The organism is Paenibacillus sp. FSL K6-3182 (assembly GCF_037976325.1).
In the GTDB taxonomy this organism is placed as follows: Bacteria; Bacillota; Bacilli; order Paenibacillales; family Paenibacillaceae; genus Pristimantibacillus.
The window spans coordinates 125,990-147,323 of record NZ_CP150265.1; the positions used below are offsets into that span (position 1 = coordinate 125,990).

General features: G+C 45.3%; 17 protein-coding genes and 1 pseudogene. 9 read left to right on the forward strand and 9 right to left on the reverse strand.

The annotated features are described in order from the left end of the window. The first annotated feature begins 208 nt into the window (after window positions 1–208). The 5 genes and pseudogenes from MHH56_RS00640 (at window position 209) to MHH56_RS00660 (ending at window position 8,298) form a co-directional block, all read left to right on the forward strand. Window positions 209–1,635: pseudogene (locus MHH56_RS00640) on the forward strand (IS4 family transposase). A 349-nt stretch (window positions 1,636–1,984) separates the two neighbouring features. Further along, window positions 1,985–2,176 (forward strand): hypothetical protein, encoded by a 192-nt coding sequence (locus MHH56_RS00645; RefSeq protein WP_339205946.1) that lies wholly within the window; start codon window positions 1,985–1,987, stop codon window positions 2,174–2,176. Window positions 2,177–2,178: 2 nt separating this feature from the next. After that, window positions 2,179–6,306, forward strand: coding sequence for a collagen-like protein (locus tag MHH56_RS00650; RefSeq protein WP_339205947.1), 4,128 nt, complete (start codon window positions 2,179–2,181; stop codon window positions 6,304–6,306). 75 nt (window positions 6,307–6,381) lie between these two features. Then, window positions 6,382–7,488 carry a glycosyltransferase family 2 protein gene (locus MHH56_RS00655; RefSeq protein WP_339205948.1) on the forward strand — a complete coding sequence of 369 codons (1,107 nt, stop codon included), beginning with the start codon at window positions 6,382–6,384 and terminating at the stop codon, window positions 7,486–7,488. A gap of 396 nt (window positions 7,489–7,884) precedes the next feature. Further along, window positions 7,885–8,298, forward strand: coding sequence for an organic hydroperoxide resistance protein (locus MHH56_RS00660; protein WP_076271553.1), 414 nt, complete (start codon window positions 7,885–7,887; stop codon window positions 8,296–8,298). 69 nt (window positions 8,299–8,367) lie between these two features. On the opposite strand, the gene MHH56_RS00665 is transcribed toward MHH56_RS00660, so the two are convergent. The 6 genes from MHH56_RS00665 to MHH56_RS00690 all read right to left on the reverse strand — a co-directional run bounded on the left by MHH56_RS00665 (window position 8,368) and on the right by MHH56_RS00690 (window position 15,060). After that, on the reverse strand, window positions 8,368–9,081 hold the full coding sequence (locus tag MHH56_RS00665) for an amino acid racemase (RefSeq protein WP_339205949.1): 714 nt from the start codon (window positions 9,079–9,081) through the stop codon (window positions 8,368–8,370). Window positions 9,082–9,126: 45 nt separating this feature from the next. Beyond that, the gene (locus tag MHH56_RS00670; RefSeq protein ID WP_339205950.1) at window positions 9,127–10,191 is read right to left on the reverse strand and encodes a C39 family peptidase; all 1,065 of its coding nucleotides are present in this window, start codon (window positions 10,189–10,191) and stop codon (window positions 9,127–9,129) included. Window positions 10,192–10,274: 83 nt separating this feature from the next. Then, window positions 10,275–12,122 carry an asparagine synthase (glutamine-hydrolyzing) gene (gene asnB / locus MHH56_RS00675; RefSeq protein ID WP_339205951.1) on the reverse strand — a complete coding sequence of 616 codons (1,848 nt, stop codon included), beginning with the start codon at window positions 12,120–12,122 and terminating at the stop codon, window positions 10,275–10,277. 39 nt (window positions 12,123–12,161) lie between these two features. Further along, a complete protein-coding gene (locus MHH56_RS00680; RefSeq protein WP_339205952.1) occupies window positions 12,162–13,631 on the reverse strand; it encodes a UDP-N-acetylmuramoyl-L-alanyl-D-glutamate--2,6-diaminopimelate ligase in 1,470 nt (489 codons plus the stop codon). Window positions 13,632–13,672: 41 nt separating this feature from the next. Beyond that, on the reverse strand, window positions 13,673–14,860 hold the full coding sequence (locus MHH56_RS00685; protein ID WP_076271558.1) for a carboxylate--amine ligase: 1,188 nt from the start codon (window positions 14,858–14,860) through the stop codon (window positions 13,673–13,675). Continuing rightward, entirely contained in the window at window positions 14,857–15,060 is a 204-nt protein-coding gene (locus MHH56_RS00690) for a hypothetical protein (RefSeq protein WP_339205953.1), read from the reverse strand. Before MHH56_RS00690 ends, MHH56_RS00685 begins: the two co-directional genes overlap by 4 nt. Before the next feature lie 350 nt (window positions 15,061–15,410). Here MHH56_RS00690 and MHH56_RS00695 point away from each other — a divergent pair, with 350 nt between their 5' ends. Continuing rightward, window positions 15,411–15,605, forward strand: coding sequence for an aspartyl-phosphate phosphatase Spo0E family protein (locus MHH56_RS00695; protein WP_076271559.1), 195 nt, complete (start codon window positions 15,411–15,413; stop codon window positions 15,603–15,605). A gap of 6 nt (window positions 15,606–15,611) precedes the next feature. Here MHH56_RS00695 and tadA read toward each other — a convergent pair whose 3' ends face one another. Beyond that, window positions 15,612–16,076 carry a tRNA adenosine(34) deaminase TadA gene (tadA, locus tag MHH56_RS00700; RefSeq protein ID WP_076271560.1) on the reverse strand — a complete coding sequence of 155 codons (465 nt, stop codon included), beginning with the start codon at window positions 16,074–16,076 and terminating at the stop codon, window positions 15,612–15,614. Between the two features lie 212 nt (window positions 16,077–16,288). Between tadA and MHH56_RS00705 the strand changes: the two genes are divergently transcribed. The 3 genes from MHH56_RS00705 to rluF are packed head-to-tail and all read left to right on the forward strand — an operon-like array spanning window position 16,289 to window position 19,634. After that, on the forward strand, window positions 16,289–18,103 hold the full coding sequence (locus tag MHH56_RS00705) for an ATP-binding protein (protein WP_339205954.1): 1,815 nt from the start codon (window positions 16,289–16,291) through the stop codon (window positions 18,101–18,103). 45 nt (window positions 18,104–18,148) lie between these two features. After that, on the forward strand, window positions 18,149–18,925 hold the full coding sequence (locus MHH56_RS00710) for an NAD(P)H-binding protein (protein ID WP_339205955.1): 777 nt from the start codon (window positions 18,149–18,151) through the stop codon (window positions 18,923–18,925). Window positions 18,926–18,932: 7 nt separating this feature from the next. Then, the gene (rluF, locus tag MHH56_RS00715) at window positions 18,933–19,634 is read left to right on the forward strand and encodes a 23S rRNA pseudouridine(2604) synthase RluF (RefSeq protein ID WP_339205956.1); all 702 of its coding nucleotides are present in this window, start codon (window positions 18,933–18,935) and stop codon (window positions 19,632–19,634) included. A gap of 76 nt (window positions 19,635–19,710) precedes the next feature. Here rluF and MHH56_RS00720 read toward each other — a convergent pair whose 3' ends face one another. Further along, entirely contained in the window at window positions 19,711–20,544 is an 834-nt protein-coding gene (locus MHH56_RS00720; protein ID WP_339205957.1) for a flagellar motor protein MotB, read from the reverse strand. Beyond that, on the reverse strand, window positions 20,528–21,328 hold the full coding sequence (gene motA / locus MHH56_RS00725) for a flagellar motor stator protein MotA (RefSeq protein ID WP_054027115.1): 801 nt from the start codon (window positions 21,326–21,328) through the stop codon (window positions 20,528–20,530). The genes MHH56_RS00720 and motA overlap by 17 nt, the downstream gene beginning before the upstream one ends. Window positions 21,329–21,334 lie beyond the last annotated feature (6 nt).

The following is a 21,334-nucleotide window of genomic DNA, read 5'->3' on the forward strand; positions in this document are numbered from 1 at the left end:
GGTTTTCTTATGGTAAAATATCAATATTAGAATTTAACAAAGCCATGAAAATAGAAGAATTCCTCACTTGATTCCAACATGAAAATCCTCCACTTGATGGGCATGTGGCCGTGCCCCATGCCTATCAAGTGGAGGAAAATACTACCTCCCCGAAACAAAAAACGTTATTTTTTCAGTAGACCAACTAATGAAAGGATAGCATTTTATGATACATCTTGGTATTTCAGATGATCTTCATTTGTTTTCACAGGAACTGGAACGACATTTATCTCCTCTTGCACTCACCCAACTAGCCAAAGAAGCAGGATTCGTCACACGAACCAGTAAATATCGTGCACAAGATTTAGTCGCCTTGTGTGTATGGGTAAGTCAACGAATAGCTACGACTTCTCTCAATCAGCTTTGCAGTACATTAGAAGCAACAACAGGGATTCTCATGAGTCCCGAAGGACTGAATCAGCGTTTTAACGCAGCTGCTGTGCGTTTACTGCAGCGGATCGTTTCGCTTTTACTCAAGCAAACACGCTATACGTCCGGAACGATACCAAGCGAGTATTCTGGCTATTTTTCCCGCATTCGAATTCTCGATTCTACGACCTTTCAGCTCCCGGACAGCTTCGCTGCGTCTTATAAGGGTACAGGCGTATGTAGTCATACCGCTGGCGTTAAAATCCAACTGGAATATGATCTGCAGAGTGGGTAGTTCATTCATCTGCATACGAGTCACGGAAAGGAAAATGACAAAACCTACGGTTCCGCATGTTTACAGGACATTCAACAGAAGGATGTATTCATTCGGGACTTAGGATATTTCTGCTTAGAAGATTTACATACCATCCATGAGAAAGAGGCCTATAACATATCACGCTTAAAACTCAACATACGGGTATATCAAAAGAACGAGAATCCAGAGTATTTTCGGGACGGCACGCTCATGAAGAAATCGGAATACCTCCCCTTGTAGATGGAAGACATCATGGAAGGTCTACAAGCAGGGGAAACGTTAGAAATTCCTGATGTCTACATCGGCATGTATGAAAAATTACCTGCGCGGCTTGTCGTCTATCGCTTAACGGAAACCCCGATCAAAAAAAGAGACAAAGACCAGGAAATTCGGGAGAAAAAGAAAGGAATTACGTACTCCGAACGCAGCAAGAAACTCAGTGCGTTGAACTTTTATATAACAAATATTCCAATGGAATGGGTACCTGGGATACACCTGCATGACCTGTATTCCTTACGCTGGCAAATTGAGATTCTCTTTAAAACATGGAAGTCATTCTTCCAGATCCACCACTGTAAAGAGATCAAACTTGAACGCTTGCAATGTCATCTTTATGGTCAGTTGATCGGTATCTTGCTTTGTTCCTCAATGATGTTTCAGATGCAGCAACTTCTATGGCGGAAGAAAAGAGAGCTCAGTGAATACAAAGCCTTTTATATGATCAAGGATTACTTGCCCATCCTGCATCAAGCCATACAAAAGAATGCCCAAGCCATATCGAAAAACCTGTCTCGTTTGTTTCTTCTGTTAGAAAAAAACGGGCGAAGGTCCCACCGCTATGAGAAAAAACAGTCTTTGATATCTTAGGTGTTGTTTACGAGTATGCCACGTCTACCAAGAAGGTTGCATAGTTAACGTTTTAAAAACAGCCTCGTCGTTTAGGCTTAATTTGGCATGTTTATTTTTAAGGAAACAATACGACTACTTATAAAAATAGGAGAATGCCTCACTTGAATCCAAACTGAAGGTTCTCAGCTTGATGGGCATGGGGTGAGCCCAAAGAGGTCTTTTTTTAAAAAAATTCGGAGTCGTCCAAGCCTTGATTTAATAAATATAGGGCGCTTGCTTGTACTTTGCTTGAAAGGCTAGGTATTTACCGTGTTCGAAAATCATTTTGGACATAGACTGATTTAGTTATTATAAACACTTTATAAGCTAGAGCGGATTACAAGCTATATAGCGGAGGGTGATAAAACGTCTATGAACAAAAGGCTTCAAGGGCAGAAAATAAATGAAGCGATTTACAAATTGGAATCAGCGAGAAATTTAATTAAAACGAAACACTTAAAACACGCTGAGCAGCAAATACATGAAGCAGTCGCTTCAATGGGCAGCATTGTTCATAAAAAACGGAAGAAAAATGCAAAATCTGATCTTAATGGAGGTGTATAGAGTTGGCGCATAAACGGTCGAAATGCTTAAGAAAACTAAACTTAGCGATTGTTGAGCTGCGGAAGGCCAGAAGGCTTACACGTAGAGATAAAGTTAGAAGAGCTAAAGTTGATGTGAAGGACTCTATCATAATCCTCAATAGTGCTTTGAAATGCCTTGGCGGCCATTCTTCAAAACCGAGTAAAAGGGGGAAAAGGTGCGTAAGAGGTCCGAGAGGGTATAGAGGGCCGAAGGGAGACAGAGGATCTAGAGGTTTTAGAGGGCATAGAGGTATTCGTGGAACGGATGGAGAAACAGGCGCAAAAGGAGCAACTGGGGCAACGGGAGCTGCGGGCAGTCCTGGGGCGGCAGGCGCGGTTGGACCATCAGGTGCACAAGGCGCTGCCGGTCCTAGCGGCGGCACGGGTGCCACGGGAGCTACAGGAGCAGGCTTAAATGGTATTATTGCATTTAATCCACTCGCAGCACCTGGCTATCAAGCAGGCCAAGTGGTTACCTTTAATGGGAGCGCGTATGTTGTAAATACGTCTTCTCCAGTAGGAACACCCGGTGTTTCGCCAGGCTATACGCTGCTTGCAGCAAGCGGAGTAACTGGTGCAACAGGAGCGGGAGTAGCAGGTGCAACCGGTCCGACAGGAGCAACGGGAGTAGGTCTAGACGGCGTCGTGAATTATGATCCACTCGCAGTAACAGGGTATCCAGTAGGTCAGGTCGTAACGTTTAACGGAAGCACCTATGTGGTGAATACGGCGACGCCAACAGGCACACCAGGTACTTCGCCAGATTATACGCTGCTTGCAGCGAGTGGTGCTACAGGTGGGACGGGTGCAACAGGAGCGGGATTAACAGGAGCAACAGGAATAACGGGGTCTACCGGTGCAACAGGAGTAGGTCTAGGCGGAGCAGTAGTATTTGATTCACTCGCAGCGACGGGATATCCTCTTGGTCAAGTCGTGACGTTTAACGGAAGCACTTATATCGTAAATACAGTTCCGCCAACAGGCACACCGGGAACTTCGCCAGATTATACACTGCTTGCGGCGAGTGGAACTAAAGGTGCAACTGGCGCGATTGGAGCAGGAGTAACGGGTGCAACGGGAACAGATGGAGCAACGGGTGTAACAGGCTCCACAGGAGCGACTGGAGCCGTCGGTGCAACAGGAGTAGGAGTAACAGGAGCGACAGGAACGCCGGGATCTACCGGAGCTACAGGAGTCGGACTAAGCGGAATCGTGGTATTTGATCCACTCGCAGCGCCAGGCTATCCATTAGGTCAGGTCGTAACGTTTAATGGAAGCACGTATATCGTAAACACGGCACCGCCAACAGGCACACCGGGAACATCGCCGGATTACACGCTGCTTGCGGCGAGTGGAATTAAAGGTGCAACTGGCGCGACTGGAGCAGGAGAAACAGGTGCAACGGGAACAGATGGAGCAACGGGTGTAACAGGCTCCACAGGAGCGACTGGAGCCGTCGGTGCAACAGGAGTAGGAGTAACAGGTGCGACAGGAACGCCGGGAACGCCGGGATCTACCGGAGCTACAGGAGTCGGACTAAGCGGAATCGTGGTATTTGATCCACTCGCAGCGCCAGGCTATCCATTAAGTCAGGTCGTAACGTTTAATGGAAGCACGTATATCGTAAACACGGCACCGCCAACAGGCACACCGGGAACATCGCCGGATTACACGCTGCTTGCGGCGAGTGGTGCTACAGGAGCAACGGGTGCTACGGGAGCAGGAGAAACAGGTGCAACGGGAACAGATGGAGCAACGGGTGTAACAGGCTCCACAGGAGCGACTGGAGCCGTCGGTGCAACAGGAGTAGGAGTAACAGGTGCGACAGGAACGCCGGGAACGCCGGGATCTACCGGAGCTACAGGAGTCGGACTAAGCGGAATCGTGGTATTTGATCCACTCGCAGCGCCAGGCTATCCATTAAGTCAGGTCGTAACGTTTAATGGAAGCACGTATATCGTAAACACGGCACCGCCAACAGGCACACCGGGAACATCGCCGGATTACACGCTGCTTGCGGCGAGTGGTGCTACAGGAGCAACGGGTGCTACGGGAGCAGGAGAAACAGGTGCAACGGGAACAGATGGAGCAACGGGTGTAACAGGCTCCACAGGAGCGACTGGAGCCGTCGGTGCAACAGGAGTAGGAGTAACAGGTGCGACAGGAACGCCGGGAACGCCGGGATCTACCGGAGCTACAGGAGTCGGACTAAGCGGAATCGTGGTATTTGATCCACTCGCAGCGCCAGGCTATCCATTAAGTCAGGTCGTAACGTTTAATGGAAGCACGTATATCGTAAACACGGCACCGCCAACAGGCACACCGGGAACATCGCCGGATTACACGCTGCTTGCGGCGAGTGGTGCTACAGGAGCAACGGGTGCTACGGGAGCAGGAGAAACAGGTGCAACGGGAACAGATGGAGCAACGGGTGTAACAGGCTCCACAGGAGCGACTGGAGCCGTCGGTGCAACAGGAGTAGGAGTAACAGGTGCGACAGGAACGCCGGGAACGCCGGGATCTACCGGAGCTACAGGAGTCGGACTAAGCGGAATCGTGGTATTTGATCCACTCGCAGCGCCAGGCTATCCATTAAGTCAGGTCGTAACGTTTAATGGAAGCACGTATATCGTAAACACGGCACCGCCAACAGGCACACCGGGAACATCGCCGGATTACACGCTGCTTGCGGCGAGTGGTGCTACAGGAGCAACGGGAGCTACGGGAGCAGGAGAAACAGGTGCGACCGGGGCGACTGGATTACCAGGAACGACGGGTGTAACAGGCTCAACAGGAGCTGAAGGTGCAACAGGTGCGACAGGGGTAGCAGGAGCAACAGGTGTAACGGGCTCCACAGGAGCAACAGGAGCTGAAGGCGTAACAGGTGCGACAGGAGTAGCAGGAGCAACGGGTGTAACGGGCTCCACAGGAGCAACGGGAGCTGAAGGTGCAACAGGTGCGACAGGGGTAGCAGGAGCAACGGGTGTAACGGGCTCTACAGGTGCGACAGGTGTAACGGGCTCCACAGGTGCAACAGGAGCTGAAGGTGTAACAGGTGCGACAGGAGTAGCAGGAACAACGGGTGTAACGGGCTCCACAGGAGCAACAGGAGCTGAAGGTGTAACAGGTGCGACAGGAGTAGCAGGAGCAACGGGTGTAACGGGCTCCACAGGAGCAACAGGAGCTGAAGGTGTAACAGGTGCGACAGGGGTAGCAGGAGCAACGGGTGTAACGGGCTCCACAGGAGCAACAGGAGCCGATGGTGTAACAGGTGCAACAGGAGCTGAAGGTGTAACAGGTGCGACAGGAGTAGCAGGAGCAACGGGTGTAACGGGCTCCACAGGAGCAACAGGAGCCGATGGTGTAACAGGTGCAACAGGAGCTGAAGGTGTAACAGGTGCGACAGGGGTAGCAGGAGCAACGGGTGTAACGGGCTCCACAGGAGCAACAGGAGCTGAAGGTGCAACAGGTGCGACAGGGGTAGCAGGAGCAACAGGAGCTGAAGGTGTAACAGGTGCGACAGGAGTAGCAGGAGCAACGGGAGCTGAAGGTGCAACAGGTGCGACAGGGGTAGCAGGAGCAACAGGTGTAACGGGCTCCACAGGAGCAACGGGAGCTGAAGGTGTAACAGGTGCGACAGGGGTAGCAGGAGCAACAGGAGCGACGGGTGCCACAGGTTCCACAGGAGCCACCGGTGCTGAACCTACGGCTGATTCTAGTTATGCTGGCAATACGACAGGTGCAATTATCGCTGTTGTGCTCGGAGGAACGAATGTACCTCTCCCGAGCTCACAAAACCTTAGCCCTAATATTACCGTCAATGGACTTAATGATACCTTCACAGTTGTTAATGCAGGCAGATATTATATCACTTATCAGATCAATATCACGGCTGCCTTACTTCTTAGCACTCGTCTGGTGATTAATGGTACAGCGAATCTTGCTTCTACCGTGGCTCCAGTTCTAAGCGTATCAAGCTTTAATAATGATGTCATTGTTACTTTGACAGCAGGCAGTACCATAACGCTTCAAATGTTTGGATTATTAGGAGCAGCAACGCTGTTAGGCGGCGGAGCGGGTGCGGCTTTGACCATCATTCGGGTTAGTTAATAAAGCAGAAGTAACAGGACAATGGCATGAGAATATGATGTATCAATCTAATTGACTCGTGGGAGTGTGGTTTCGTTGATTTCCATCAGCTTGTGCCTCATTGTCAAAAATGAAGAGAAAACGCTCGGTCGATGTCTAGCTTCCATGAAAGATATCGCTGATGAGATTATTATTGTGGATACGGGTTCTACGGATTTAACGAAGCAGGTTGCGAGCGAGTTTACCGATCGCATCGAGCATTTTACATGGATCGATGATTTTGCGGCAGCTCGCAACTATGCTTTTTCTTTAGCAACCAAATCCCATATTATGTGGCTGGATGCAGATGATATTTTGAAGGAAATCGATCAGCAGAAACTGCTGGCGCTAAAGCAAAATGTAGATCCTGCCGTCGACTCCATATCTATGGAATACCACTTGGCGTTTGATGAATTCGGTAATGTAACTTCAAAGCTAAGACGAAACCGAATTGTAAAAAAATCGCGGGCTTTCAAATGGATTGGTCCGGTTCATGAATACCTTGAAGTTTACGGGGATATATTGAGCAGCGATATCGCCGTAACCCATAGCAGTATACATCATGACAGTGATCGCAATTTGAACATTTATGAGAAACGACTGGCTAAAGGGGAAATCTTTTCTCCGCGCGATTTATTCTATTATGCCAATGAACTTAAGGACCATGGGAAATATGAGGCTGCTATAAGGTATTACGAAAAATTTCTTGCGACGGGCAAAGGATGGATTGAGGATAACATTGCTTCCTGCGGCAGGCTTGCGGATTGCTACAGTGAGCTTAATGAAGTACGCAATGTGGTCGATTCGATCTTCCGCTCTTTTCATTACGACAAGCCTCGTCCGGAATTTTGTTGCCGCCTCGGTTATTATTTCTTAAAGCGTCAAGAGTATAAGCTGGCAATTTATTGGTATAAATTAGCGCTCAGCACAGAGAAGCCGGAACAGAACTGGGGCTTTGAGAATTTAGCTTGTTCTACATGGCTGCCGCAGCTTCAGCTATGCGTTTGTTACGATGGCATAGGTGATTACGAAGCTGCGTACGATCATAATGAAAAAGCAGCACAATTTAGGCCGATGGATGATCGCATTTTGGCAAATCGTGATTATTTGAACAAACGCTTAGGAAAGAAAACAATTGAGATTAGTCTAGAACCCACAACTTAATGGGTAACAGAGCGAATTTCTAAGATCGGATGAGGATTATTATTTCAACTGAATATAATTAAACAACAAGATTTCTTCCCGTCAGTTTGGGAGGAAATCTTTTTTTGTTAGTTCAGCATATTTCTCTTCGCACTATTGACATCGCCTATGAGCGAGTGTATATTATATTTTATAAAATTAAATTGTATAAAACACAAAATCTTCACTGCACCAAATTGCATAAGGAGAATAGAGAAGGCTCTCTTTGGCAATAAGAAAACAAGATGTTATTTCAAGTAACGGAGGTTAAATACAAGGCCATTGTCGATAAGGTGCTTTTTCATGAGGAGCTTCAAGGTCTAAAGCTTGCAAAGTAACGTTTAAACTAAAATAAAAACCTAAACGGAGGAATTAATGATGCAAAACTTATATACAGCTACGGTAACGGCAACAGGTGGAAGAGATGGCAAGCTTGTTTCAAGCGATAATATTTTGAATGTAGATGTGAGAGCCCCTAAAGAGCTTGGAGGAGTCGGTGGTGCAACGAACCCAGAGCAATTGTTTGCAGGAGGTTACGCAGCTTGCTTCGAGAGTGCTCTTAACGTTGTGTGCCGGATGAAGAAAATTAAAGTGGAGAAAACCGAAGTAACCGCTCATGTTACGCTTGGTAAGGATGCAGATGGCGGATATGAGCTGGCTGTGAAGCTGGATATTGCGCTTGAGGGCGTTGAAGCAGACGTAGCGAAGGAATTGGTCGAAGCCGCTCATCAGGTATGTCCGTATTCTAGAGCAACTAGAGGCAACATTAATGTAGAACTCAATCTTCTTTAATCTAAAATAGTACAAGCCCAAAGCACAAAAAAAATCCGGAGAATGATCTCCGGATTTTTTGTAATGCTCTTATTTCGCGATGGTTTGTTTGCCCGACAGCTCAATAGATCTTTGTACAAGCACCGTCATTGCATCTACACAAAAGGCTGCGACGTCTTTTTGGATCGGTATGCAGGATAATTCCGTGCATGCGATGATCACACACTGGCACTCATCCTGCACGAGCAAGTGGTTAATGATGCCTTCAAACTCAGAAGGCTCAACAGGCAAATTACGTTTGACCTTGTTGTAGATAATGTCCATCACATGCTCCTGAATGGCTTCTTCAGGCTCGTGAAGGTGCATATTATACTGATTGCAGCCATGACGATACACGCCGCTGCTAACCGTTCCATTTGTAGCTAGAATACCAATCTTGCAGTGTTCTCCAAAGGTGTCATGGATCTTTTTCAGCGTCTCATCCACCATGTTGATTATATTTATGCTTGTCATTTGCTGCATATCATTATAGAAATAATGCGACGTATTGCAAGGAATCGCAATATTAGATACGCCTGCTGCCTCAAGGATTTTGAAATCTTTAGCAACCGCTTTGAGAAACAACTCGCCTTTGTTTTCTAATATGACACCTGTTCGATCTGGCAAAGTGGCATGATTGAGAATGACGATATCAATATGCTCTTGATCACGGTCTGCTGCCGTTTGCTCGATAATCATATCGAAAAATACGGATGTTGCTTTTGGGCCCATCCCGCCTATGATGCCTAAGCTTTTAGCTTCCATTGCCTCAACCTACTTTTAATGAAGTGTTTAATTGAAATGATTTAGTTATTCAACGATCATAGCATGGCTTCCCATTGCGTCATAGCTGTTAAAAAAAGTGTCTGCATCGTAAGTAACTTGTCCTTTTAACGGATTCATTACATGTACTTTACCATCTTCATATCCATTTAGGACAACAACGTGCAAATTAATAGGAGCTGAATAATATTCACCAGTATCACTGAAATACCAAGCGTAATTCATTTTTGGCGGCGTGAGATCAAGCGTAATCCAAGTTACGACAGGAATCCCTTTATTAAGCTGCTCGATGATTTCCTCTCGCGTGCTGCCGCTAATATCTGAAGTACTGTTGCTGCGCCCTGCGACATCAAAATACAAGTTAGCCGCCTCCACGATAGGAGGTGCAAAGCTGAAAAATCCGCCTTTTAACGACCTAGGTTCGCCAGCGTATGATTTATAGGGATCAGGCCCATACAATTTATTGTTTTTGGTGATAAAAGCTTGCTTCGGCAAATAATTATCCGACATTTCTGTTTTGGTAACGTCATATCCGTAATAATTGAGTACCGCGGTTAATGAAGTAATTTCACAGCCGTTAGGCAGCTCAGGCTTCTGCATAATGGTATCGACATCGATATAAACCTTCTTAATGTTAACGGAGCCATCAGCTGCCCGCTCATAATCCTTCACATATTCAAACGTTTTGTTGGTGGTTGTCAGCTCTTGTGCAGGGCCGTTAACCGCTATTTGATGCTCTTCCTCCGACAGCTGATAAGGCCTGCCGACCTTCTGTTGTTTTATCTTATAGCTGGTACCGTAATCGAGCAGAATAGATGTTGCTTTACCCATTTCGTCTGTTGTCATGGTGCCGATAACCGATCCGCTATTAGCAGCGGTTATTGTAAATACAGCATCTTTAATTGGCTGCTGCGTTGCTTCGTCTTTGCTTATTATTGTAATTGTTCCTTGCTCTATTTCTGGAGTAGGGGCAGTCGTTGGTGTAGAATCGACTTTCTCATTGAATACAGGTTTTGCATCTTCTTTCGTAAACAATGTATAAATAAAAAATATAATACCCAATAACACCAGGAGCTTGATCATTCTTTTCATGTTGGTGGCTCCTTTACTTTATAGCCGTAATAGTTATGCGACAGTGTGTAACGAGCAGGCAGCCGGTGGCTGCCCTATGCCTGTTACGCTTGCTCGAAGAACGTCTTATGCCATATAAGGAACACATACACTGTCCAAATGTATCTAGCGTAGTTCTGCTTGCCTGAATAATGCGAATCCAGATATTTCATCAGCTCATCGGTATGAAAGAACAGCTTCGCTCGGTCCGAGAGAAACATGTCCTTAACGAGCTTATAATATTTCTCCTGTCTTAGCCAGTGCCTAATAGGTACAGGAAAACCAACCTTTGGTCGATTCGCCCATTCATCGGGAAGTACTTCCTTCGCAGCTGTACGCAGTGCATACTTCGTATTGCTTGGATGTACACGAAGATCAGTCGGCAGCTTGGAAGCCAGGTCCATAACCATTTTGTCTAAAAATGGAACTCTCAGCTCAATAGAATGGGCGAGGCTCATTTTGTCTGCCTTAAGAAGAATATCTCCCGGAAGCCAAAGCTTCAGATCGAGATATTGCATTTTGGTTATATCATCTTTGCCCCGCACTTGATCATATACAGTCTTCGTAATGCTTTGTACGGATGGTCCTTGCTTATATTCGTCCTTCAATACGGCTAAGGCATCAGCTTCTTCAAACACATGCGCTTGACCGATAAAACGTTCCTCAACCCGCTGTCCGCCTTTTACGACAAAGGAGGTGATTCTGTTTTTGGACAGCTTGCCGCTTAATAATGATAACGGCCGCCTGATTGCAAACGGAAGCTTCTTGTATTTTTTCATCGCTGGTGTCGTATCGTACCAATCATAACCGCCGAAAATTTCGTCTGCGCCTTCTCCAGAGAGCACCACGGTCACATGCTTGCTCGCAAGCTCTGCTAGGAAATAGAGGGGCACGGAGGAAGGGTTGGACTGCGGTTCATCCATATGGTACTGAATCGTTGGCAGCATCTTGAAGCACTCATCCGCTGAAACCAGTCGTTTATAGTTTTCGATGTTTAAAATTTCTGACAAATCCTCTGCGAGGTTCGTCTCATTAAAGTTGCCTTCATAATCCTCAAAGCCGACGGAAAATGTTTTGTTTGGTTTTAGCAATGCGGTAATATAACTGGAATCAATGCCTCCGGACAAAAAAGACCCGACCGGCACATCGCTAATTTGGTGATAGGCGACTGTTTCTTTTACTGTGCTTTTAATTTGGTTGACGTAATGGGACAGGCTGTTCGGTTCTTCTGCAAAGTTAACGTCCCAATAAGGCTTCACTTCCAGCTTGCCTTGTTTGTAAAGCATATAGTGACCAGGCTTCAGCTTGTACACGCCTTTAAAAAACGTTTCATCAAGCACGGAGTATTGAAAGGTCAGGTAAGGCTTGAGCGCATCCTTGTTCAGCTCTTTGCGGAAGGCAGGCTGCTTTAAGAAAGCTTTGATTTCAGAGCTGAATAAGAAGGAATTATCCGTTGTGTTTTGTGTATAATACAACGGCTTTATGCCAAAGAAATCCCTGGCGAGAAACATCGTTTCCGTATTCGTATCCCATATCGCAAAAGCAAACATGCCTCGTAACTTCTGAAGCAGCGAGGTTCCATACTCTTCATAAGCATGAATGATAACCTCGCTGTCCGTATGGCTAACAAAGGTATGCCCGCACTGAATCAACTCTTCACGCAGCTCTTGATAATTGTAGATTTCTCCATTAAATACAAGAACACAGCTTTTATCCTCGTTGTAAATCGGTTGGCTGGCTTCTTCAGACATATCTATAATTTTGAGGCGTCTAAACCCTAAAGTTACTTCCTCATCTGAATAGATACCGCCACTATCGGGACCTCTATGAACGATCATATCCATCATGTCTTTAATAATGGCTACTTGATCAACGTCGGGACGACTATCTGCAAAACCTACAAAACCGCACATGTGGAATACCTTTCATTAACTTTATTGTTTTAAGCGCAGTCACATCGTTTTTAATTTGATTTCCCTGACGATTTCCGATTCATTAAATGGGATTTCCGTTTTCCCAATAATTTGCGACGTTTCATGACCTTTGCCGGCAATGAGAATGACATCGTCTTTTCTGCTGATATCAATGGCAAAAGCAATAGCGTCTCTCCTGTCGATAACGGCCTCATAAGCTCCGTTATAAGCTTCGACTCCTTCAATAATTTCCCTAATAATCAGGTTATTATCCTGCTCCTTGGGATTATCAGAGGTGATTACGGAAAAATCAGCAAATGTAGCGGCTACCTTAGCCATCGCTCTACGTTTCTCTGTGCCTGATTCCCCATCAGATGCGTAAACGCCGAACACGAGAATGATTTTGCCTTTGGTAAAAGGCCGGATTGTTTTTAATGCCTTCTCTAGGCTGTCCTCGGTATGAGCAAAATCGACGATGATCTTCGTATCCTCATCTTGATAGACAACTTCCAGCCGGCCTTTAATGCCCTCAACAGCCAAAATGCCGTCTGCGATTTGCTGTAGCGTAAATTGATTGCAATAAGCCGTTGCAATAGCGGCTAGACTATTATATACGTAGATCGTCCCAGGCAGGTTTACTTTAATTGCGATGCTGCCCTTTGGCGTATTTACATTATAAGTCGTATAGTCGGCATAATAAGTAATATCCGTCGCGTAAATGTCAGCTTCCTGCTCAATGCCATAAGTAACCAGCTTTGGGCCTTTATGCTGCAATCGGTCAATGAGGATACGGCCAAATTTATCATCTGCATTAATAATGTTAAAGTCCGTCGTCATGTCGAACAGCAAAGCCTTCGCTTCGAAATATTCCTCCATCGTATGGTGAAGCTCCAAATGATCCGGCGTTAGATTTGTGAAAATGCCAGTTTTGAAGCTGGAATGAGCAACGCGTTTCAAATTGAGCGCATGCGAAGAAACCTCCATGACGCAATGCTTCATATGTGATTCAATCATATCGGCGAAGATTCGTTGCAAATACAGCGATTCCGGCGTCGTATTTTTGTTTTGAATCAGCTTGTCGCCGATAACTGTGCCGATCGTGCCGATAATTCCGAGGGCTGTCCCCGTTTGCTCGAATATAGATTTTAGAAAATATGTGGTCGATGTCTTCCCGTTTGTTCCAGTGATGCCGAGAAGATTCATTTGCTCAGTCGGGCGATGATAGAAGTTTGCAGATACCAGGGCGAGCGCCTCACGCGTGTCGTTAACTTGCAGTACCGTTATTCCTGCTGGCACATGAACATCCTTCTCCACAATAACGACGGTCGCACCAAGTGCGATTGCTTTTTCGATGAAATGGTGTCCATCAACCGAAAAGCCCGTTATAGCGACAAATACGCCATTGGCTGAAGCTTCCCTCGAATCAAAGGCAATGGAGCTTACTTCAATATGCAAATCGCCTTTCACGAGCGTGTAATCCAGATCTTTCAGTAAGGAGGTCAATAACATACGATCAGCTCCATTCTATTACCTATTACTATTTTCGCAGGCTATCTTCTTAGAAGCTTTTTCGTAAGCTTGCCACCGATGATAGCCGCATAGGAAAAGGCTGGTTTCGGGTCCTTCCAATCCCAGATCGCATAAGCTTTCGGTTTAAACAAGGATACGAATACTTGCTTCCAAGTCAATTGACCCGTCTTGATGTAATCGCGAACAGCAAGCATGTCCTCATATCCGTACCAGAAAACACGGTTCGTATTCTCTTTGACGGCTTTGGGAGGCACAAGGTTGCCGCCAGTTAACTCTTGGTAAGTAATCCATGGAATATTTACCCCAACTCGGTACAGCAGGTTGTTCAGGTTGGTAATCCGGCAATTGACTTCGATTAAATAAAAACGGCCAGTTTCGGCGTCTTTTTTGAATTCAATCTCCGCGAAGCCTTTCCATTTCATCTTCTCTAGAAAAGGAGCTCCGATATCGAACAGCTCTTGTACGTATCTCTGTCCTGTATACACGGATGCGCCGAAGTTAATCGGATATTGGCGGAATTTTTGACAAGTGACCCAGTGAGTGACCTTTGAATCTTGGTTTAAATACGCGTCGAACGTATACATATGATCGTCGAAACCTGGGATGATACGCTGTACGATGACTTCCAAGCTCGCTTCCTTCGCTTTGGCCAGCGCTTGTTCGAGCTCAGCGCGGCTATGTACCTTAAAGAGCTTGCGTCTAAACTTGGCAACGAAGGATGGAGAATCTGTTGGTTTGACGATACAAGGATATTTAATGATTTCGTCGATCTTCTCAAAAAAACGATCTTCGTCTACACGGACCGTTTCGGGAACAGCTACGCCATTTTCTAGAGAAAGGCGCTGCAGCACTTCTTTATTCATCATATCCGAGTATATGCCCGGAATGTCTTGTGGTATGAGATAGTGTTCTCTAAGCTCTTCCAAATGCTCATCGATAACCTCAAGATAAGAATCGTGGCATGGAATAAGGACAGGAGGAGCGCTTTGCTTGCGGGCATATTCCTTCAAGAAACGAATGAACGCTGCCGTGTCTTCTTTATAATGAGGAGAGATTAGTCTCTCAGACGTATATTTTGAATCGGCGCCATAGGTATCTTTAGTCGAATAATCTACGGCAACCGTATGTACACCGTTAATGCCTAGGCAACGAATGGTGCTTAAACCTATATAATAATTACAACCCAAAATTACTGCTTTATTATTCACAAAGGCACATCCCGACATCCTAATTTATGTTCATTTCCCTGTATTACGACTAATGTTTTAAATAATTTTACTTCATACTTTCTTATAATACAAATGGATTTATCCTCATAATAGCTACAAAGATGTGGAGGATTTGGACCAAATCCGAGGCGCATGCTGCCGCTTAAAACAGCTTCTTTAACAGCCGTTTTTTCTGGCATTCGACACCATTACCCGTAAATCGCTGAAACCATTTATCGGATTTTTTAACATTAAAGCACTTGATGAGCGTTATTAGCATATTTGTGATTTTATTAACATTTTTCAATTATTCATATATATGTATATTTTACTATTCTATATTTAACGCAAGTAACTTTTTCCATATATTGATCGATTTTACTAGTTAAAAAGAACTAGAAATTGGATAAAATAACTTCATTTTGTCGAATAATGCCCGAAAATTGTCTACGTTCGTCGACAAGTTTTTACAAACTCCTTATTGCTCTACGAGTATAATAGAAGCATTACCACACGAGTGCTAGATAAGGAGCGTGCCCCGAAGCGAGCTATGGACAAAAAACACTTGCTTAAACAATTGCAGTCGTTGCGGCTAAAGCTTCATGAAATAGCCGAAGCGCGCGGCAGTCTGACAGATCCGGATGTTCTAGCGATTAGCGAAGAGGCCGATCAACTAATTGTTGCGTTACAGCATATACAAAGAAACGAGCTAACACATATTACGATACGCCGCGACGATATGTAGAGAATATTATCTCTCTCGAAGCCGTCGGAAAAATTGAGTCAACAGGTTTGAGCATTCAGGCTGTAAAATACCACTAGTGAGCTCCGTTTCATGGTTGAAACGGGGCTCTTGCAGTAAATTCATGAGTGTCCCAGCACATCCAGCCTTCGGGTCGGTTGTTCCATAAACGACACGTTTAACCCGAGATTGAACAATGGCGCCGGCGCACATTGGACAAGGCTCCAACGTGACATACAATGTACAATCTAATAATCTCCATGCGCCGATGCGATCGCAGGCGTCACGAATAGCTACCATTTCGGCATGAGCGGTTGGATCAAACCTCGTCTCACGCAAATTGTAGCCTCTTCCGATGATTTCATTGTTTCTGACGATAACAGCCCCGATAGGAACCTCTCCAATTTGCTCGGCTTTTTTGGCTTCTTCAATAGCTTCCAGCATCCATTTCTGATCTTCTTGCTCTCTTGTCATATACAATAACTCCTTTACTATTTATTCATTATACAACGAACAAATATTCCGTTGTTAACATGTCGTGGATAACATTGTGGATAACTATCATGATATACACATAAATACTCACAATTTATTCAGAGCTGTGCACAGTAATTGTGGATATTGTGTATAAGTTGTTAATAAAAACGTTTTTGTGTAAAAGGATGTGTCATTCATTGTCAATAAAGATGAAATTTTCAGTCTTGATCACGCTTATCGTTTTGACGTTTTTTATATTCCAGCACATGCTTAGCGAGTATTCGATGATTCAAAGCATGCGTGAGCAAGCAAAACGAGCGATGCACGATACTTCCATGCATGTGGCGAACACATTTTCCTCTTACGAGAAGAAGTCAGGTTCAGGCTATATCTTTCCGGAGAAGGATCGCTCAGGCCCTGGGCATATCTTTGATATCGTAAAAACATTAAATCCAAATATAAATGAAATTACAGTATTTGAGCAAGATACGTTGGCTGTTCGTTACGGTACTTACACGTATTTGGATTCGAATAGCGATCAATCTATTATAACCGATGTGAAGAAAACAGGTTTTGAGCTTCGAAAGATGGAGATCAACGGAAAATGCTATTTTAGAAGTTATTATTATACGAAGCAGATGGGCAACTACATTATAAGTGTCGTTTATGACAGTAAGGGAATTAATGATCTTATCGCGCAGAAGCGAAATGATTCATTTATTTATACGGGCATATCGATGGTGCTCGTCCTCTTTATTAGCTATTGGCTGGTAGGAGTAATGATTAGACCTTTAAAAGATATATTATGGAAGGTTAACGAGGTTTCATCTGCAAGGTTTCAACAGCCGATTCGAATTAAACGCAAGGATGAATTCGGCTTGCTGGCTCTTAAGGTCAATGCGATGTCGCAAAATCTAAGTATATATATGAACAAGCTGCGCAGAGCGTTTGAGGAAAACCGCCGGATGAAGGAGCATTTGGAGTCATTTATTAACCACACGAGCGATGCGATTCATCTTATTGATTTGGATGGTAAGGTTATTCAAGTAAACCGTGCTTTCGAGCTGCTCTTTGGTTATGAGGAAGAAGAAGCAATTGGTCTCATTAATCCTATTCTTCCCGACTCTCATCATGCAGAGATGAGGGATATGTTAAACCAGATCTTGTCGGGCAAAGTACTGCCAGCTCAGGAAACGATACGAATGACGAAGCTTGGAGAGCTGATACCTGTAAGTGTAACCATATCGCCAATTCGTGATTCGGACGGAACGATTCGTGCCTTTGCCAGCATTTCAAGAGACATGAGGAGCCGTAACAAAATGGAAGAGCTGCTGCGAAGGTCGGAGAAGCTGACGACAGTAGGGCAGCTAGCAGCAGGCGTAGCCCATGAAATTCGCAACCCGCTGACGACGCTGCGCGGTTTCCTGCAGCTCCAGCAGGAGAGTAAGAAGCTGGCGCTTTCCCACGTAACGCTTATGTTATCGGAGCTTGACCGGATCAATCTCATTGTTGGCGAGTTTCTCATTCTAGCGAAGCCGCAAGCGACGAGGTTTGTTACCAAGGACATACGGGATGTACTGCAAGATGTTATTGCGTTAATGAACAGTGAGGCACTTCTTCATAATATCGAGTTTTGTGTTACTCTAACCGATGATTCTTGCTTAATTTCATGTGAAGAAAATCAATTGAAGCAAGTTTTTATTAATTTGCTGAAAAATGCGATTGAAGCGATGCCAAATGGTGGACGAATCCATATTCATATTAACCATAAACGGGAATACATTTCGATCACGATAACGGATGAAGGAATGGGCATCCCGGACGATATGATACCGAAAATTGGAGATCCCTTTTTTACAGCGAAGGAAACGGGCACAGGGCTCGGCATTATGGTTAGTCAGCGTATTATTAACAGCCACCGCGGAACGATGGATATTAAAAGCCAGGTTAATGTCGGAACAACGATACATTTGCTGCTGCCAGCTTTGAAAGAAACACGGGAGAGCGGTATACTGGAAGCATAAGCACAGATCGGGCTTCTAACGGAAATGTAAGAGGAGGGATTCTCGTTGAAGCAGGAATCTTCTGTAGATGGTTCATGGCAAAAAGAGAACGTGCTTCATGATGCTTCAGGCTACAGCGCCTTACTCGTAGGAGCCACTGGTTTGATCGGAGCAGCTTTGCTGCGTCAGCTGCTTCGTGATCCGCTGGTGACGATGGTAACCGTTATTGTAAGGCGGCCGCTAGAGACGAAAACTTTGGGCAGCGCAAATGAGCTCTCCAAACTGAATATGATCGTTATCTCCTTTGAGGATTTGGATCAAACGCTGGAGCAGGTACATGCAGACGTCGTATTTTGTACGCTTGGCACGACGATCAGGGTGGCGAAGACGCAAGAAGCCTTCCGCAAAGTAGATTACGAATATCCGCTCACGCTTGCCAGGTTTGCAGAACGAACGAATGCTTCTTTATTTTCTATCGTGACGGCTATGGGGGCTTCCTCCAGCTCGAAAATATTTTACAGCAGAGTGAAAGGGGAACTGCAGGATGCGATTGCTAAGCTGAGCATTCCGCTAGTTCAAGTGTTCCAACCTTCGCTTCTGCTAGGCGAAAGACCGCAGGCTCGACCTGGTGAAGCGTTTGGAGCTGTCGTTTCGAAAGGGCTGCAATTTGCGATGGTTGGTCCGCTGCGCAAGTATCGGCCGATTAAGGGCGAGGATGTAGCTTTGGCAATGAGAAGAGCGGCGGGACAAGCTGGACAAATGAAGGCAGCAAGCAAGTCATCGATGATTCAATATTATTCATCGGACAAAATTGCCGACTTGGCATTACATACAACGGGGTGAAGCAGCTTTGAGAATCAATAAGTTTATTAGTGAAACAGGTTATTGCTCCAGACGTGAGGCGGATAAGCTCGTAGACAGCGGACGTGTTACGATCAATGGAGAAAAGGCACAGCTCGGCAGCCAAGCTGAAATAGGTGACGATGTACGTGTTGATGGCCGCAAAATTGGCGAGCAAAAAAATCATGTTTATATTGCGCTTAATAAGCCGGTAGGCATTACCTGTACAACCGAGCTTCATATTAAAGGCAATATTGTTGATTTTGTTGGTCATGAGGAGCGTATCTTCCCGATCGGGAGGCTGGACAAGGATTCGGAGGGATTAATTCTTCTCACGAATGACGGTGATGTCGTCAATCCGATTCTACGCTCAGAAGGCAAGCATGAGAAAGAATATTTGGTCACAGTAGATAAACCGATGACAGAAGCGTTCTTAAAAGGAATGGCAAGCGGAGTTCATATTCTAGGCAGCATGACACTGCCATGTGTTGTAACAAGAGTGACGGACCGCGTATTCCGCATTATTTTAACGGAAGGCCGCAATCGTCAAATTCGTAGAATGTGCGAAGCATTCGGTTATCATGTTCGGAGACTGCAGCGGCAGCGTATTATGAACATCCAGCTCGGCGGTCTTCATGTTGGCAAATGGCGTGATTTGAGCGAAGCCGAGAAGGCGACTTTGTTCGAAACATTAAGCTATGAGCCGGTCTAAGCAGGAAACATTCATTCGTATAACGACAAAAAAACCTGAATCACACGCTTAGGGCGAGTTGATTCAGGTTTTTTTATTATGGTTTTTTCACATTTAATTGCTGGGCATTTGTGACATCGGCGTACGTATGAATGATCGAAACCTCTACACGACGGTTTTTGGATTTGCCTGCAACCGTCTCGTTGTCGGCAACAGGGCGATACTCTCCGTAACCGATAGCGCTAAAGCGCTCAGGTTTCAGTTGTTTATTTTCGAGCAAGACGTCCAAGAAACGAATCGCCCTCATAGAGCTCAAATCCCAGTTTGATTTAAATTGGTAAGTCGAGATCGGCGTTGTATCGGTATGACCGGAAACGATGACCTCGTAATCAGGATACTGCTGCAGCATTTTGCTGATCGCAACGGCAAGCTCCTTCGATTCAGGCTTAACGGTTGCTTGTGCCGGTGCAAATAATGCGTTGTCGCTAATCGTAATCATCAGCTGTGAGAGATTTAGCTTCGTCTCAAGATCAGATGTCAGGCCGTTCTTCTGAATATAGGCATCTACTTTTTTCTTTAGATCCTCGAGATCCTTCTGCTCCTGCTTAATAAGTTCCTCGCGAGCTTTCTCTTCAGCAGATTGATTTTTGTTGACATCCTTGTCGGGAAGCTTGCCGCCTTCTTCTTTTTGCTTCTTCCCGTCATCCTCGCCGCTTTTCACAGCGGACGTTTCGGTTAGAATACCGCTGCCAGTGCTGAGTGCTAAACTAAATGCTTTCGACATTTCTTCAAACTTCTTTACGTCGACGGAGTTCATGGAGTACAACACGATAAAGAGTGCTAGCAGCAGGGTGAGCAAATCGGCGTAAGGAATGAGCCATGATTCATCCACATGCTCCTCGTGTTCTTCATGTCTATGCTTTCTGCTCAACGGCGCCTTCCTCCTTTTCCCTCATCTTCAATCTTTCTGTAGGTGTAAGGAAAACAGATAGCTTCTGATTAATAGCGATCGTTGATACGCCGGATTGAATAGAAAGAAGGCCTTCCACCATCATAAGACGGATTTGAATTTCTTTCTTAGACATGCGCTTCAGTTTATTAGCAATAGGATGCCATAATACATAACCTGTAAAGATACCAAGAAGTGTTGCGATAAAAGCTCCTGCGATGGCATGTGCTAGTTTTCCCATATCGCTCATATCAGCAAGTGCGGCAACGAGGCCGACAACTGCTCCGAGTACCCCAAGTGTAGGGGCATATGTACCTGCTTGCGTAAAAATAAGTGCCCCCGCTTTGTGGCGGTCTTCTGTTGCGGCAATATCCTCAAGTAAAACATCGCGTACAAAATCTTGGTCATTTCCGTCAATAATCATACGCATGCCGTTACGAAGAAATGTATCTTCAATCTCGTCAACTTTTGCTTCAAGAGCGAGCAAACCCTCGCGACGTGTAATGGAAGCCCATTCCATGAAGCGCTGAATCAGCTCATCACGCATAGGCAGCTTTTGCTCAGTGAACACCATTTTGAATAGTTTACCGACTTTGGATAGCTCGGACATCGGGAAGGCGATCATGACGGAGGCTATAGTTCCCAAAATAATAATCATAAAAGCAGCTGGATTTGCAAGAGAGGACAGGTGTGCTCCCTTTAAAACCATGCCTCCAAGTACAGCGACTAATCCTAGCACCAAACCAATAATTGTTGAATTTTTCATCATACA

What these genes read in the sequence shown, in the direction of transcription:
- MHH56_RS00670 (WP_339205950.1), bottom strand. Translation starts at nt 10,191, where the DNA reads ATGAAAAGAATGATCAAGCTCCTGGTGTTATTGGGTATTATATTTTTT.
- motA (WP_054027115.1), bottom strand. Translation starts at nt 21,328, where the DNA reads ATGAAAAATTCAACAATTATTGGTTTGGTGCTAGGATTAGTCGCTGTA.
- tadA (WP_076271560.1), bottom strand. Translation starts at nt 16,076, where the DNA reads ATGACAAGAGAGCAAGAAGATCAGAAATGGATGCTGGAAGCTATTGAA.
- MHH56_RS00680 (WP_339205952.1), bottom strand. Translation starts at nt 13,631, where the DNA reads ATGTTATTGACCTCCTTACTGAAAGATCTGGATTACACGCTCGTGAAA.
- MHH56_RS00705 (WP_339205954.1), top strand. Translation starts at nt 16,289, where the DNA reads ATGAAATTTTCAGTCTTGATCACGCTTATCGTTTTGACGTTTTTTATA.
- MHH56_RS00665 (WP_339205949.1), bottom strand. Translation starts at nt 9,081, where the DNA reads ATGGAAGCTAAAAGCTTAGGCATCATAGGCGGGATGGGCCCAAAAGCA.
- MHH56_RS00645 (WP_339205946.1), top strand. Translation starts at nt 1,985, where the DNA reads ATGAACAAAAGGCTTCAAGGGCAGAAAATAAATGAAGCGATTTACAAA.
- MHH56_RS00695 (WP_076271559.1), top strand. Translation starts at nt 15,411, where the DNA reads ATGGACAAAAAACACTTGCTTAAACAATTGCAGTCGTTGCGGCTAAAG.
- MHH56_RS00660 (WP_076271553.1), top strand. Translation starts at nt 7,885, where the DNA reads ATGCAAAACTTATATACAGCTACGGTAACGGCAACAGGTGGAAGAGAT.
- MHH56_RS00690 (WP_339205953.1), bottom strand. Translation starts at nt 15,060, where the DNA reads ATGCCAGAAAAAACGGCTGTTAAAGAAGCTGTTTTAAGCGGCAGCATG.
- asnB (WP_339205951.1), bottom strand. Translation starts at nt 12,122, where the DNA reads ATGTGCGGTTTTGTAGGTTTTGCAGATAGTCGTCCCGACGTTGATCAA.